Here is a 13,374-nt window from a genome sequence, read left to right as displayed (position 1 = left end):
CTTACGCCATGCACTTCGTCCGCAAAACTCTGTTATGTATTCTAGACTTAACTCGGTATCTAATACTTTAGGATAGCATCGAGATCGAGTATGACTGAACTGGTAGGTAGACATTTAGAAGAGATGGCCAATATGCGAGCGTCACGCAAGCGTAGGGTAGTTGCCTTATGCTCGTTTGTGTCTGTACTACTTTTCGCCTTTTATGGCATTCTTCATTTTCTTGAACAGCAATATTATCTGAGCACTTTTAATTTATTATGCTTGATCGCCATTGCCTCTAATTACCTTTATTTTTACCATCGCTCTGATAACACCTCCTATGCCGATTTATTTCTCAGTGCTATCTTGCTGACAAAAGGGGTCATATTACTACTATATGGACAGCATATGGTCGGTAATGTGTTGTGGTTGTTTCCAATTATTGCCGCCGTGATCTTCATTAATGACTTTCGAATAGGGTTAGTTTTTAGCTGCAGTTTCTTTATGCTAATTGGCGTCTCAGTACAACTCTCCGGAGTCGACATTCTTCCTCAATATCTACCTATAGATCGGTTTTTTCTCAGTCTCATCGCACTCTGTTGCATGTGCCATATTTCCTCTTACTACTACAACAAAGCGGTTTGCTATATCCAGCATCTTTATCAAGAAGGAATTGAAGACCTTGCCTACACCGACCAATTAACTGGTCTCGCCAATCGCTGGAGTTTCGAAACTTGGGCACGAGAAAAGCTCTCCCAGCAGACTGATAAAAAGACCATCACCGCACTCGTTTTTCTAGACATTGATAATTTCAAGTCCATTAATGACAGCTACGGCCATGAGGTCGGGGATCGAGTCTTACAATATTTCGCCAATCGTTTAAAAAACAACGTCCGAAATAAAGACCGAAAGACCGATAAACACGATTACTCCATCGCGAGGTTTGCCGGAGATGAGTTCGTGCTACTGCTTTACGATATCAAAACGGTTAAGGATTTGGACGGTGTTCTCAACCGGATTTGTTATCTATTTGAGGATAAATATCAAGGGTCAGAAATGATCAATAACCTCACTGTCAGCATCGGCGCTGCTTTGTTTCCTTCCGATGCTGATAACTTAGCCGAGCTGACTCGGTGCGCAGACAAAGCGATGTACGCAGCAAAACACAACGGCAAAAATCAATATCAGTATTACCAACATCTTTCACTTGACCATACTGCATCCTCTCCTGCAATCCAACCAACTCATTTCGCAACGGTGACATCAATAAAGAAAGCTAGCGAGCCATATACATAATCCACAAACCTACTGCACATACCACCACCATCCATGCGGCGTAGCGTGCTGTATTAGGTTTGTTTGGTTTAGGATGAATCACTGGCCTCATTGCCGCGCGCTTTGCTGCTTCAACAATGGAGACGTCTTTATCACTGAGCGGTCCAAGCGTATCGCGATTTTTCTGCGCTTGATTAGCCACCTTGGTAAATCGATGCATCTGATCAAGTGTAAAATCCTCTTTGGGATCATAATGCGTATTCTGATCTTTATGTTTGGGTAACATCGACATTGAGCATCCTCCTTGTGATCTGACTTACTGTAATTATAGCCTTCCTCACAATATGTTCTAATTTCTCGACAAAGACCTTCAAAACACAGCGCTCTTCTTTATCAGCACCTTGTCTTAGACTGATGTTATACCGACAAGGAGAATGATTATGCTAACGCAACGTGAAATAAAACAGATAATCCCCGCACAACCCACTTCGGATGGAGATGGCGTAAAAATTAGCCGCGTTGCTGGCTTTAATAATGCTAATTTTTCACCATTTTTAATGCTCGATGAATTTAAATCTGATCAAAAAGCCGACTATATTGGCGGATTCCCTCCTCATCCACACCGAGGAATCGAAACGCTCACTTATATGCTAAATGGGCATTTCCAACATCAAGATCATATGGGTAATGTCGGTGAATTACGCTCTGGAGGTACCCAATGGATGGCCGCAGGAAGAGGTGTTATTCACAGCGAGATGCCAATCATGACTGAAGGTCAGTTGCACGGTTTTCAGATTTGGATCAATCAGCCTGCTAGCCAAAAAATGGCGCCAGCGCAATACCACGACTTTCAACCCGAAACCATTACCGAATGCCACTCTCAAGAGGCTGGCCTACTGAGAGTACTTGCGGGTGATGTCACTTGTGGCAACCAGAGAGTAACTGGCCCATTAACAAAAACGGGCGTTAAATTGAGTGTGGCAGACTGGCAAGCAACACCGGGTAGCCAATTAGAGATCGCCACTCCGAATCACTTTAATGTCATGGCATTTATCTACAAAGGCAATGTACAGCTAGGCAGTAAAGTGTTGGAGCAAGGCGAGCTAGCGTTGCTCTCAAAGGTGAGTTCTTAACATTAAAAGCCAATGATATGAGCGGAGTATTGTTGCTAATGGGGCAACCATTGATGAACCTGTCGTGCATTATGGGCCGTTTGTAATGAACTCATTTTCGGAGATAGAACAAGCAATTAGAGACTACAATTCAGGTGTGTTTGAACAGTATTAATCATGAGATAACCATCCGACTGATCTTAAGTGCCACTTTAGTTGACCAGTACCGTTCTCAGAAAGTTTGTCTATACTCAGGTAGTATATTTGACGAGAGGCACGAAATATGTGGGTATTGACTAGAAATATTCTCATTTCATTGGCAGCAGTGCTGGTTAGCTCAACACTTTTTGCTAACACCCTGAAGGCTGATTTTAGGCATCGACCACCAGAAATGGTGATTAGTCCAGATGGTCAAAAAATCAGTGGCCCATTAAAAGAAGTCATTGAAGAAGCAGCCAAAAACATAGGCTTCGATATCGAGTGGCGAAACATTCCATTTCCTCGCAGCCTTGCTACTTTAGAAAATGGTACTGTTGACATTGTTCCACGTGTTATACGAACAGCAGAAAGAGAAGCATTTGTTCACTTTATCGGCCCTATAAGTGAGCAAACACGGAATATTGTTTTTGTCACGCGCAGTGATGGGCCAACAATCAGCAATTATCAAGATTTACGAGAGCTGAATGTCGGTGTGAAAAGGGGTACCGCTTATTTCGAAACGTTTGATCAAGACAAAGAGATAAATAGAACGGTTGTTAATGATGACTTCAACCTAGCAAGAATGCTAGAGGAAAAGAGAATAGATACCGTTGTCGTATTGGATTTAGCTGCGCTAGAAGTGGAATTAAAAACAATCAATTTTAGTGACTACCAAGTAGCAACCTACTACTATCCAAACACTATCGGCAACTATTACGCTATGCCTAAAAGCCATCCACAAGCGGATGCACTACAAAACGCTCTATCTGGAATGGTAAAAAGTGGAAGGATAGAGGCCATCTATGCAAAATTTGGCTTAACAGCTCAATAAGATATAGGGCTTTTAAGCCCTATATCAGCTACAAATATTCGCACAAATAAGCTGTTGCTTCGACAACTTTCAAATCAAAGGACGAATTCTCAGCGACTTCAAAAGATTCCTTCGCTTTAAATGTAGACCAGTGCTCATCCCCTAAACGCTTTATCGTTAACGAACCTTTGATGACTGTCATACGCTCAGAAGCGGCCGTACCAAAGGTGTATTCACCAGGTTCCATGACACCCACCGAACTATCACCACTTTGGTGAGCGAAACCTAAAGACTTTACGTCACCATCGAAGTATGTGTTTTCTTTGATCATTTCTCTTCCTTGTAGAATAAGCCACCAAGATACGGTGAATAACACGTTTATAAGCCGTTTTATCTGAAATCGTAAAAATACACAAGCGGCAATTGGGATTAACCAAATAGTGAAACTCTACCTATCCTATACTGATCTGTAAGTCAACAAAATTCATGATGCAATGTTCAACTTACCATCCATTAGTGCTAGTTTTGGAAAAAAGATCATATTTCCCAGTATGACATTTGCTAAACCACACGACATACCTCATTCTCCTACTTCGTTTTAATAGTCAGTCTGACCGATGGCAATCGTTGATGGTTTAGGTTACGGAATGAGAATGACAGTTAAGGGTTTCACGCATGCAAATAAAGCCTCTTCAGGTCACCCGATGAAGAAAGCTTGGGTATTAAAAAGTCTTTTTTGGGTAGTGCTGCTTGCTATCGCGACAGGGTTCGCCTCATTACTCTCGGTGAGCTATCGAGAGTATACAAGCCCCAAAAATGTCTATGGTTCATGGACCGAAATCGGCACACCCAGCTATAGCACTGAGGTTCTAACTCTCAATTCAAATGGCGTGTTTCGAAATAATCGCTTAGTCAGTACTCAGTTTGAATATGATGGGGATAAAATTGTGATTAACACTGGTAGTGGCGTGACCATTTACCAACTTGCTGGGACAACAAACTCCCCTCAACTCAAGCGCATTGAACCTGCTATGCCTTTACAGCGCTTTATCAAACAAGGTTATGAAAGCACAGTAGCAAACGATGAAAACGGCGACCCAAGTAAAAATCGTAAAAATCGTCGTTCAGCACTATCTGAGCATTTTTCACAACCATAGTACGAGTATGATGCTGCACTGATTGGCCAACTTAAATAGAAAAGCTCCCATCAAAGGGAGCATTTGGAAGAAGATGATGCCATATTCTTAACGCGCGCGACGAGCCTCTACGGCACCAGCCAACTCGCGCAGTGCCACTTCTGTATCATCCCAACCAATACACGCATCTGTAATCGACTGACCATAGGTGGCCGCACAGCCATCTATAAGATCCTGACGTCCTTCAACGAGATGAGACTCAATCATCACCCCAAAAATAGCATGCTCACCGGATGCGATCTGCTCGCTCACATCTTGTGATACCACAAGTTGACGCTGGTACTGTTTAGAGCTGTTTGCATGGCTAAAATCAATCATCACTTTCTGTGGTAAACCAGATGATTCAAGCTCTTGCTTAATGATACCAACATGTTGAGCTCCGTAGTTTGGCTCTTTACCACCACGCAGAATAATATGACAATCTGGATTGCCTGCCGTTTGAATGATGGCAGAATGGCCATACTTAGTGACCGACAAAAAATGGTGCGATGCACTGGCAGAGCGAATGGCATCGGAAGCGATTTTGATATTACCATCCGTACCATTTTTGAAACCGACAGGGCAAGAAAGCCCAGATGCGAGCTCACGGTGAACTTGAGATTCTGTTGTACGAGCACCAATAGCACCCCAACTGATAAGGTCAGCCACATACTGCGGTGTGATCATATCCAAAAATTCGCTCGCTGTTGGCATCCCCATATCGGTCAGATCAAGCAGCAGCTTACGCGCCATGCGTAAACCATCATTAATTTTATAGGTATCGTTCAGATATGGGTCGTTAATAAGCCCTTTCCATCCAACGGTAGTACGAGGTTTTTCAAAATAGACACGCATGACAATTTCAAGGCGATCACCTAGCTCATCGCGCAACACTTTAAGACGTTTTCCATATTCAACAGCTGCTTGAGGATCATGAATTGAACATGGTCCAATGATCACCAATAAGCGATCATCTTTATCTTGTAGAATATTATGAATGGCTTCTCGAGCCTGAAATGTGGTTGAAGAAGCAACTTCTGTTGCCGGAAACTTTTCTAGAACCGCAACAGGAGGTAATAACTCTTTAACTCGTTTAATTTTTACATCATCAGTCTGAAACATTGCTTACTTCTTCCTTATTCTTTTCTACTGCCTACCGAACAACGGACAGGTTGGATCTATACGCAGCCTTGCTTTCGGCTCTCCCCTGTAACTTATCTACTAAAAACCACAACTTCAATCATTATTTTCAACAAAAGGCAATATTGGCCACTTTTTTACAAAATTATCATTGCGTAAAAAAATAGTTACACCTTTATGCTGGAACCCACAAATTAACGCTAATATGAGCTTCGTAGGTGCATTATCTCGTTGATATTGTTAAGGTAGGTGGTAACAAAATAACAACAAGATATTCAGCCATGAATGCGATAGAGTTTGAAAAAGTAAACAAGTGGTACAATAATTTTCACGCTTTGAAAGACATTACTCTTCAGGTTCGTCGAGGGGAAATCTTAGTCGTTTGTGGCCCTTCAGGCTCAGGGAAATCAACATTAATCCGAACAGTCAATGGGTTAGAAGCTATCACCGCGGGCAAGATCACCCTGAAATCCAACCATTTCGACATCACACAGCCTGCGGGAAAAATCGGTATGGTTTTCCAGCATTTCAACCTTTTCCCTCACTTGACGGTGATTGAAAACCTTATTTTAGCTCCAATTCGTACACTGAAATTGAGTAAGCAAGCCGCAAGACAAAGAGCGAGCCATTTTTTACAGCGAGTGAATATTCTTGACCAAGCTGACAAATATCCGGTGCAATTATCTGGCGGTCAGCAACAGCGTGTTGCCATTGCACGCTCACTCTGTATGCAACCAGACATTTTGCTGTTTGATGAACCCACTTCGGCCCTTGACCCAGAAACGATTCAAGAAGTACTGGATGTGATGGTTGACCTTGCTCAAGATGGCATCACCATGATGTGCGTCACTCATGAAATGGGTTTTGCCCGAAAAGTAGCGGATCGCGTCATTTTTATGGATGAAGGGAGAATTCTCGAGATCGCTACGCCGGAAGAGATATTTCGTCAGCCAAAACACCCAAGAACTCAACAGTTTCTCAACCAAATATTGAGCCATTGATGATAAAAGTACTGATAAAACCGATCTTCTCCGCTCTAGTACAGATAGTTCTACTGCTTGCAGGGATGGTATGGCTACTTGATTCCGGCGCACATGCTATGGGTTACCAGTGGCAATGGCATCGTGTGCCTGATTTCATCGCTTTTTACGACGAGGGTGAATGGTGGCCCGCGGAACTGCTCGAAGGGTTAGCCGTCACGGTGAAAATCTCAACGGTCAGTCTATTTTTTACGCTGGTCATTGGCTTAACAACCGCTTTGTTGAAGCTTTCCAATTCCGTGATAGGGCGTTGGCTGGCCAATATTTATATTGAACTTATCCGCAATACGCCGCTACTGGTACAGATATATCTGCTCTATTTTGTGTTTGGCCCAGTGCTGGGTTTAGATCGCTTCTCTACTGCCATTTTGGCTTTGGCACTGTTTCAAGGCGCTTATACTGCCGAAGTGTTTCGTGGTGGTTTAAACAACATTCCGAAGGGACAGTTTGAAGCGGCTCGAACATTAGGGCTTTCTCGTTTTTATACTTATGTTGATGTGATCTTACCGCAACTTATCCAACGTACATTACCTCCACTGACCAATGAAGTCGTGTCATTAATTAAAAACTCGTCTATCGTCAGTGTGATGGCTATTTTTGACTTAACCACTCAAGGTAGAAATATTGTCTCAGAAACGGCGATGCCATTTGAAATATGGTTTACCGTCGCTGCAATTTATTTACTGTTAACTCTGTCTTTATCAGGGTTTTCAGCATGGTTAGAACACAAGCTCGGGTCGCAATGGCGCGCTCAATAATCATCCTTAAAAGGAGAACATCATGCAGCAATCTGCAACAAAAGCGTGGCAACGCGCAAGGTTGAAGGCTATCGCCGCTCTATCACTCGGGTTAACTATGTTACTAGGGATAACCATTTCCATACCCGCCTTTGCCAGTGAAACGCCTAGCCTTGATAAAATCACTGAACGAGGCACATTGCGTGTGGGTATGTCTACGTTTGTGCCTTGGGCAATGCGCGACAAGCAAGGCGACCTAATTGGCTTTGAAATTGATGTTGCCAAACGTCTTGCTGAAGATTCAGGTTGGAAAGTGGAATTTGTACCTACCGCGTGGGATGGCATTATTCCAGCACTCTTAGCACAGAAATTTGATGTCATTATCGGTGGCATGTCCATCACTCCTGAGCGCTCGAAAAGCGTCCTGTTCACTGCTCCCTATTCACATTCAGGAGTACAACTTGCCGCTAATCAGTCTCTCGCTAAAGGATTTTCTACAATAGAAGACTTCAATTCTCGTCGAGTGACTATCGCAGCGCGACGCGGAGCATTTACCGTTCAAGTCGCTCGTGAAACCTTCCCCAAAGCCAAAATTCTGCAATTTGATGACGATGCACAAGCCTTTCAAGAAGTATTAAACGGCCAAGCACACGCCGTGATTGCGTCAAGCCCTAAACCTGAGCATGAAACAGTGAAACACAGTGACAGACTGTTCATTCCTTTTAATGAACGGTTATCCAAAGGGAACGAAGCATTCGCCGTTCGCTTAGGTGAAGAGGACAAAAAAGCCTTTTTTGATCAATGGATTATTGAAAGAACTAATGACGGCTGGTTGAGTGAACGTTACGAATATTGGTTCTCAACGCTAGATTGGCAAAACCAAATCGTCTCAGGGCAATAGCCTGAGGGGTGGATGTGAATAGAACAAAAACCATGCTGTATGAAAAACGGAGCCTTAAACCATGGCTACGATTATCGCTCAATAAGCTCGATTATGCGTTACTCGTAGCACTGCTAGGCTTTGTTATTTGGTTAACGCACCGAGCCGAGCTTGGGGTGAATTATAATTGGCGTTGGCAAGAAGCTTTTGCTCTGATTTTCACTCCCACCAGCAATGGCGACATCCCTTATTTCTTTCAAGGTTTGGTCGCCACTTTGCGCTTAAGTGTCTGGACGATGGTGCTGGCCCTTGTGTTAGGCACACTGCTTGGCGTAGCACGCCACTCTCAGTTTTCGTGGTTCAGAATTCCGGCTAACGCTTTTGTGCAATTAGTTAGGAACATTCCGCCGCTGGTTTTCGTGTTCATTTTTTATTTTTTTGTCTCCAATCAAGTGATCCCGTTGTTGGGCCTAGAAAACCTACTACGGGAACACCATGATCCAACCAATGCCATTCAGCATTGGCTGTTTGGTCCTTCTCATCTATGGGAAAATTTGTTCTCTGGAATTGTGTGTATTGGGATGCTTTCATCGGCCTACATCGCTGAAGTTGTTCGTTCAGGTTTGGCCGGAATCGCTCAAGGTCAATGGGAAGCAGCGCACTCTTTAGGGCTGTCTCGATGGGTAAAATACCGATACGTCATTGCCCCTCAAGTATTGGCGGCGATCACGCCGGCTTTAGCTGGGCAAGCAATTTCTTTGGTCAAAGATTCTTCGATTGTATCGCTAATTTCAATTCAAGAAATGACGTTTGTTGGCACAGAAATCGCTAACTCTTCTGGGCTTATTTTTGAAATATGGTTGTTAGTAGGCGGTGCATACTTAGGTTTATGTTTAAGCCTCTCTTTACTGTTTAGGCGGCTCGAGCTACTCAGTTTACGCCATCTCTCGCTTCATCACTCTAACTAGATAACAAGGAATTTGTCAGCGTCAGTTGCGCAACCAATCAAAGAGAAGCAACACGTGATGAGAAACAAAAGAAGAACGATGTTTAGCGATTGCGCCCCCATTATTGAGAATGAATATCAGTTAGAATCAATTCAACATGAATGTAAGAAGGTGAAACCATGATGCAACACGTTTCCGAGTGGTTAGAAAAAGATCCCGATCCTAAAACTCGCCAAGAACTACAAGCACTAGTCGATCAGCATCAGTTAGATGAGATAAAAGCTCGCTTTCAATCACGCCTTGAGTTCGGCACCGCGGGTTTACGCGGCATGGTGGGATGCGGCCCTAATCGTATGAACCGCCTGGTAATTCAAGAAACGGCGACGGGTTTAGGACACTATCTCATTCAGCAAGTCAGCAATGCCAAAATACGTGGTGTAGTGATTGGCTATGATGGCCGGCCAGATTCTCAGCAATTTGCACACGATACCGCCTCAGTACTCGCCGCGCTGGGGATCAAAGTGTATCTCACGCATAAAGTGGCACCGACCCCTGTAGTCGCTTTTGGGGTAAAACACTTTAATGCCGCCGCCGCCGTCGTAGTCACCGCCAGTCACAACCCACCCGAATACAATGGCTTTAAGGTGTACTGGGAAAATGGTGCACAGATTATCCCACCTCACGATTCAGGTATTGCAGCAGAAATCGACTTAGCGGCAACGCGAGCTATTTCTCTGATGCCGTTAGACAACGCGCACCAACAAGGCCTTTTGCAATGGCTAACAGAAGAGTATTACCAAACTTACCGCCGTACCCTCAATCAAAGCCCAGTGTTGAACCACCACACTGATCCGCAATGCCTTACCATTGCGTATACCGCGATGCATGGTGTCGGCGCTGAGATGGCTGAAACTTTGCTGCATGACGCTGGGTTTACCCATGTCATCAGTGTGAAAGAACAGCGCGAACCAGATGGCCGTTTCCCGACCGTCAACTTCCCGAACCCTGAAGAGCCGGGGGCGATGGATATGGTTATCGCGTTAGCTCATGCTGAAAATGCACAACTGGCCTGCGCCAACGACCCAGATGCCGACCGATTTGCCGTTGCCGTACAACGAGCGGATGGTCAGTACCAAATGCTGACTGGCGATCAAGTTGGTACACTATTTGGGGACTATTTGCTCTCCAAAACCGATGCCTCAAAGCAGTTGGTTGGCAACACCATCGTCTCATCCAGTTTACTCGGTAATATTGCGCAGGCGAAAGGTGCAAAATACTACCAAACCTTGACTGGCTTTAAATGGTTAACCAACGTGGCGATGCAACAACAAAGCGATGAACAGCAGTTCTTATTCGCCTATGAAGAAGCATTGGGTTACACCATAGGGCAAACCGTTTGGGATAAAGATGGCCTTTCGGCCATGGTGGCATTTGCACAACTAGCGGCCGAATTATACAGCCAAGGTAAGACTATTTGGGATCAACTCGAAACTATTTACCGCCAGCACGGTTTTTACATTAATGCACAACGTAGCATTAAGTTAGACCCTAACTCACCGCCGATCGGTGATAAGCTTCGCGCCACACCGCCAACGGAAATCGCCGGTCGAAAAGTGCTCATGACCGACGATCTCAAATCACTAACACGTTATATTGCCGATGGAACAACGCAAGCGATTCAACTTCCTGCTAGCGATGTATTGACCTATCACTTGGAAGGCGGAGAGAGAGTGATTGTGCGCCCGTCGGGCACTGAGCCTAAATTGAAATGCTATTACGAGGTCGTCGGAGCCTTCGAAGCAGAAGAAGATTTCGCCAGCGCCGAGAAAAAAGCTGACGAGCAAATGGCGATGCTCATCGCAGAACACCAACACAGCTTGTAGCACTCATTGCTGGATAAGCACAACGAAATAACAGGCCGTCTTCAGTTCATTGTTGGCGGCATTTTTATTTCATCTGTTTAGGTGAACAATGCCTGCGACTACGACACTCTTTTCCCTCCAGTGGATAACAGTTATATGCGCAATTTTGTACAATCGCTTGACCCAACCTTGTGGCTTGATAAATTCATCACTTCCAGTAAAGGAATTACTATGGATAGCACACTATTGAAGCACATACATTTAGAACCTCGACGTCGTCTCTTTGGCAAATCAATTTATTGTGCTAGCCATTCAATCTCGATTAAGGTCTGCTCTCCACATTTAAGACGCCCTAAAAAGAGATCGCCACAATGTACTTCTCCAACGCCTTGTGGCGTTCCGGTCATCACAACATCACCATCACGCAGCGATGTGTAAGATTTCAGCTCTTCTAAAATGGTGGCGGGTGAATAGATCATTTGGTTGACACCGCCGCACTGAACCCGAACACAGTTGATGAATAGCTCTAACTGCAACTTATTGATGTCGAGACCATGCAGTGGCACAAATCGGCTAAGTACTGCTGAACCATCAAATGCTTTCGCCCGCTCCCAAGGTAAACCTTTTGCTTTAAGCTGAGATTGCAGTACCCGCTTAGTCAGATCTAACCCCAAACCAACCGCGCTGTATTGACCTTTTTTGATCAAAAAACAAATTTCAGCTTCATAGTGAAGCGTCTCTTGGTGAAACGAGGATAGAGTGGTTGTAATGCTCGTATTGGGTTTATTAAACACCACCATTTGTTCTGGCATTGTGTTATTAAGCTCTTGAATATGTTCAATATAGTTCCGACCAACACACAACACTTTAGACGGGGTTATCTTCTGTTTATCCAAACGAACCGAATACATATACTCTTCCTTGAGACGACTAAGGTCGTCGAGTTTACCTCATCTACAGCGCGAGTGAATGGATTTGCACCGTCATTAGATAAAAGTAAGATCTTCGACTCAAAATTCATGGCACCTTGATGACTTTGAGCATCGACACACAACATTCTCTTTAATAAATCGTCAATAAAAACAACATGCAAACATCATAAATCAGTAATTAAACATTCATTTAAAACATCTACTTTACTCACATCAAAACCGTTCGAGCACTGAAGCTCATTGATCATGGATAAGGTAAATAAAATGAAAAAAGCAACAATCGCAACCGCAATTCTTACAGCATTGGTATCAGGTTCTTCTTTTGCTGCGACCGTTTACAAAGCGGATGGAAATGAGCTTAAAGTTGGTGGACGTGCAGAATTTCGTGGCGATTTCGGTGGTGATGACAAAGGCAAAGAAATTGAAGGCACGATGAAAAACAAAAGCCGTGCGCGTTTGAACATTACAGGTTCAACAGAAATCTCTGACTCTTTGAAAGGTTTTGCAACCTATGAAGCAGAGCAAACGGTTAATTCCTCCGCCAGCAACGATAAGAACTCTGATTTCAACCAACGTTACCTATTTGCAGGTTTACAAGCTGATTTTGGTGCTATCTCTGTAGGCCGCCAAGATACCGCTGGCGTGCAAATCTCTCAAATGTCAGACATCGGTACTTATACTGGTGCTCAAAAAGAGTTCATTAACGCGGGTAACGAGCAAATCAACAACACCTTCCTCTACGCAGGTACATTTGATGCCCTTAATGTGAAAGCAAGCTTTATTGCAGGCGAAGAAAAAGACACCGATGGCTTTGGTCTTTCTGCAATTTATAACTTACCTATCGGGCTTGGTTTAGGCTTGGGCTACGCAAGCAACGATAATGGCACAGGCCAAGGTGCGGCGAATCAAATTATTACTGGGGTGAATTACACGTTGGACGATTTGTACTTAGGCCTGACCTATACACAAGGGGATTTGGACGATAAAGCGAAGAGCGAATTCAACGGGATTGAATTTGCTGCGCAATACAAAATCACAAGTAACTTCCGCTTGATTGGTGTGTATCAAAAAACGGAAAATGAAACTGCAAACGTCACAACGACGAAAAGTGATTTTGCTGAGTTGACGGGGCGTTATGATTTCAATAAATCAATCTACACTTACGTTGCCTACAAAATGAACAACCTAGATAAAACAGACCTCGGCACTGCGTATGATGCAAAAGACTCTATTCGCCTAGGCCTACGTTACAACTTCTAATTTTAATTATACAAACACATATACCC

Annotated in this window: 13 protein-coding genes and 1 pseudogene; 10 read left to right on the top strand and 4 right to left on the bottom strand. The window is 43.9% G+C overall.

From position 1 onward, the window contains the following. Positions 1 to 90 precede the first annotated feature (90 nt). The gene (locus VOR_RS0109165; RefSeq protein ID WP_010319413.1) at positions 91 to 1,275 is read left to right on the top strand and encodes a GGDEF domain-containing protein; all 1,185 of its coding nucleotides are present in this window, start codon (positions 91 to 93) and stop codon (positions 1,273 to 1,275) included. On the opposite strand, the gene VOR_RS0109160 is transcribed toward VOR_RS0109165, so the two are convergent. Next, a complete protein-coding gene (locus VOR_RS0109160; protein WP_010319412.1) occupies positions 1,256 to 1,546 on the bottom strand; it encodes a hypothetical protein in 291 nt (96 codons plus the stop codon). The genes VOR_RS0109165 and VOR_RS0109160 overlap by 20 nt on opposite strands. Positions 1,547 to 1,694: 148 nt before the next feature. Between VOR_RS0109160 and VOR_RS17825 the strand changes: the two are divergent. Together VOR_RS17825 and VOR_RS0109150 are read left to right on the top strand one after the other, a co-directional pair. Further along, positions 1,695 to 2,541: pseudogene (locus VOR_RS17825) on the top strand (pirin family protein). 108 nt (positions 2,542 to 2,649) lie between these two features. Next, on the top strand, positions 2,650 to 3,396 hold the full coding sequence (locus VOR_RS0109150) for a substrate-binding periplasmic protein (protein WP_010319410.1): 747 nt from the start codon (positions 2,650 to 2,652) through the stop codon (positions 3,394 to 3,396). 28 nt (positions 3,397 to 3,424) lie between these two features. Here VOR_RS0109150 and ppnP read toward each other — a convergent pair whose 3' ends face one another. After that, positions 3,425 to 3,706, bottom strand: coding sequence for a pyrimidine/purine nucleoside phosphorylase (gene ppnP, locus VOR_RS0109145; RefSeq protein WP_010319409.1), 282 nt, complete (start codon positions 3,704 to 3,706; stop codon positions 3,425 to 3,427). A 373-nt stretch (positions 3,707 to 4,079) separates the two neighbouring features. Between ppnP and VOR_RS0109140 the strand changes: the two genes are divergently transcribed. Then, positions 4,080 to 4,532 (top strand): DUF2850 domain-containing protein, encoded by a 453-nt coding sequence (locus tag VOR_RS0109140; protein ID WP_193386223.1) that lies wholly within the window; start codon positions 4,080 to 4,082, stop codon positions 4,530 to 4,532. Between the two features lie 87 nt (positions 4,533 to 4,619). On the opposite strand, the gene aroG is transcribed toward VOR_RS0109140, so the two are convergent. Further along, positions 4,620 to 5,672 carry a 3-deoxy-7-phosphoheptulonate synthase AroG gene (gene aroG / locus VOR_RS0109135; RefSeq protein ID WP_010319407.1) on the bottom strand — a complete coding sequence of 351 codons (1,053 nt, stop codon included), beginning with the start codon at positions 5,670 to 5,672 and terminating at the stop codon, positions 4,620 to 4,622. Positions 5,673 to 5,971: 299 nt separating this feature from the next. Between aroG and VOR_RS0109130 the strand changes: the two genes are divergently transcribed. From VOR_RS0109130 to VOR_RS0109110, 5 genes are all read left to right on the top strand, one after another. Further along, a complete protein-coding gene (locus VOR_RS0109130; RefSeq protein WP_010319406.1) occupies positions 5,972 to 6,691 on the top strand; it encodes an amino acid ABC transporter ATP-binding protein in 720 nt (239 codons plus the stop codon). After that, entirely contained in the window at positions 6,691 to 7,488 is a 798-nt protein-coding gene (locus VOR_RS0109125) for an amino acid ABC transporter permease (RefSeq protein WP_010319405.1), read from the top strand. The genes VOR_RS0109130 and VOR_RS0109125 overlap by 1 nt, the downstream gene beginning before the upstream one ends. A 97-nt stretch (positions 7,489 to 7,585) precedes the next feature. After that, entirely contained in the window at positions 7,586 to 8,368 is a 783-nt protein-coding gene (locus VOR_RS0109120) for a transporter substrate-binding domain-containing protein (protein WP_415679731.1), read from the top strand. 32 nt (positions 8,369 to 8,400) lie between these two features. Further along, positions 8,401 to 9,315: an amino acid ABC transporter permease gene (locus VOR_RS0109115; RefSeq protein ID WP_010319403.1), complete on the top strand. Its 915-nt coding sequence runs from the start codon at positions 8,401 to 8,403 to the stop codon at positions 9,313 to 9,315. A gap of 158 nt (positions 9,316 to 9,473) precedes the next feature. Beyond that, a complete protein-coding gene (locus VOR_RS0109110) occupies positions 9,474 to 11,177 on the top strand; it encodes a phospho-sugar mutase (RefSeq protein ID WP_010319402.1) in 1,704 nt (567 codons plus the stop codon). A gap of 275 nt (positions 11,178 to 11,452) precedes the next feature. Here the strand turns inward: VOR_RS0109110 and VOR_RS0109105 are convergent, their stop codons facing one another. Further along, positions 11,453 to 12,067, bottom strand: a complete 615-nt coding sequence (locus tag VOR_RS0109105) for a fumarylacetoacetate hydrolase family protein (protein WP_010319401.1) — start codon at positions 12,065 to 12,067, stop codon at positions 11,453 to 11,455. A gap of 285 nt (positions 12,068 to 12,352) precedes the next feature. Between VOR_RS0109105 and VOR_RS0109100 the strand changes: the two genes are divergently transcribed. After that, a complete protein-coding gene (locus VOR_RS0109100) occupies positions 12,353 to 13,348 on the top strand; it encodes a porin (RefSeq protein WP_010319400.1) in 996 nt (331 codons plus the stop codon). Positions 13,349 to 13,374: the final 26 nt, after the last annotated feature.

It is taken from the genome of Vibrio ordalii ATCC 33509 (genome assembly GCA_000257205.1).
GTDB classification, from domain to species: domain Bacteria; phylum Pseudomonadota; class Gammaproteobacteria; order Enterobacterales; family Vibrionaceae; genus Vibrio; species Vibrio ordalii.
This window is presented reverse-complemented; position numbering and strand designations above follow the sequence as displayed.

Excerpts from the sequence above, each read along its gene's own strand:
- VOR_RS0109110 (WP_010319402.1), top strand. The coding sequence starts at position 9,474 with ATGATGCAACACGTTTCCGAGTGGTTAGAAAAAGATCCCGATCCTAAA.
- VOR_RS0109115 (WP_010319403.1), top strand. The coding sequence starts at position 8,401 with ATGCTGTATGAAAAACGGAGCCTTAAACCATGGCTACGATTATCGCTC.
- VOR_RS0109160 (WP_010319412.1), bottom strand. The coding sequence starts at position 1,546 with ATGTCGATGTTACCCAAACATAAAGATCAGAATACGCATTATGATCCC.
- VOR_RS0109105 (WP_010319401.1), bottom strand. The coding sequence starts at position 12,067 with ATGTATTCGGTTCGTTTGGATAAACAGAAGATAACCCCGTCTAAAGTG.
- VOR_RS0109125 (WP_010319405.1), top strand. The coding sequence starts at position 6,691 with ATGATAAAAGTACTGATAAAACCGATCTTCTCCGCTCTAGTACAGATA.
- aroG (WP_010319407.1), bottom strand. The coding sequence starts at position 5,672 with ATGTTTCAGACTGATGATGTAAAAATTAAACGAGTTAAAGAGTTATTA.
- VOR_RS0109130 (WP_010319406.1), top strand. The coding sequence starts at position 5,972 with ATGAATGCGATAGAGTTTGAAAAAGTAAACAAGTGGTACAATAATTTT.
- VOR_RS0109100 (WP_010319400.1), top strand. The coding sequence starts at position 12,353 with ATGAAAAAAGCAACAATCGCAACCGCAATTCTTACAGCATTGGTATCA.
- VOR_RS0109150 (WP_010319410.1), top strand. The coding sequence starts at position 2,650 with ATGTGGGTATTGACTAGAAATATTCTCATTTCATTGGCAGCAGTGCTG.
- VOR_RS0109120 (WP_415679731.1), top strand. The coding sequence starts at position 7,586 with ATGTTACTAGGGATAACCATTTCCATACCCGCCTTTGCCAGTGAAACG.
- VOR_RS0109165 (WP_010319413.1), top strand. The coding sequence starts at position 91 with ATGACTGAACTGGTAGGTAGACATTTAGAAGAGATGGCCAATATGCGA.
- ppnP (WP_010319409.1), bottom strand. The coding sequence starts at position 3,706 with ATGATCAAAGAAAACACATACTTCGATGGTGACGTAAAGTCTTTAGGT.
- VOR_RS0109140 (WP_193386223.1), top strand. The coding sequence starts at position 4,080 with ATGAAGAAAGCTTGGGTATTAAAAAGTCTTTTTTGGGTAGTGCTGCTT.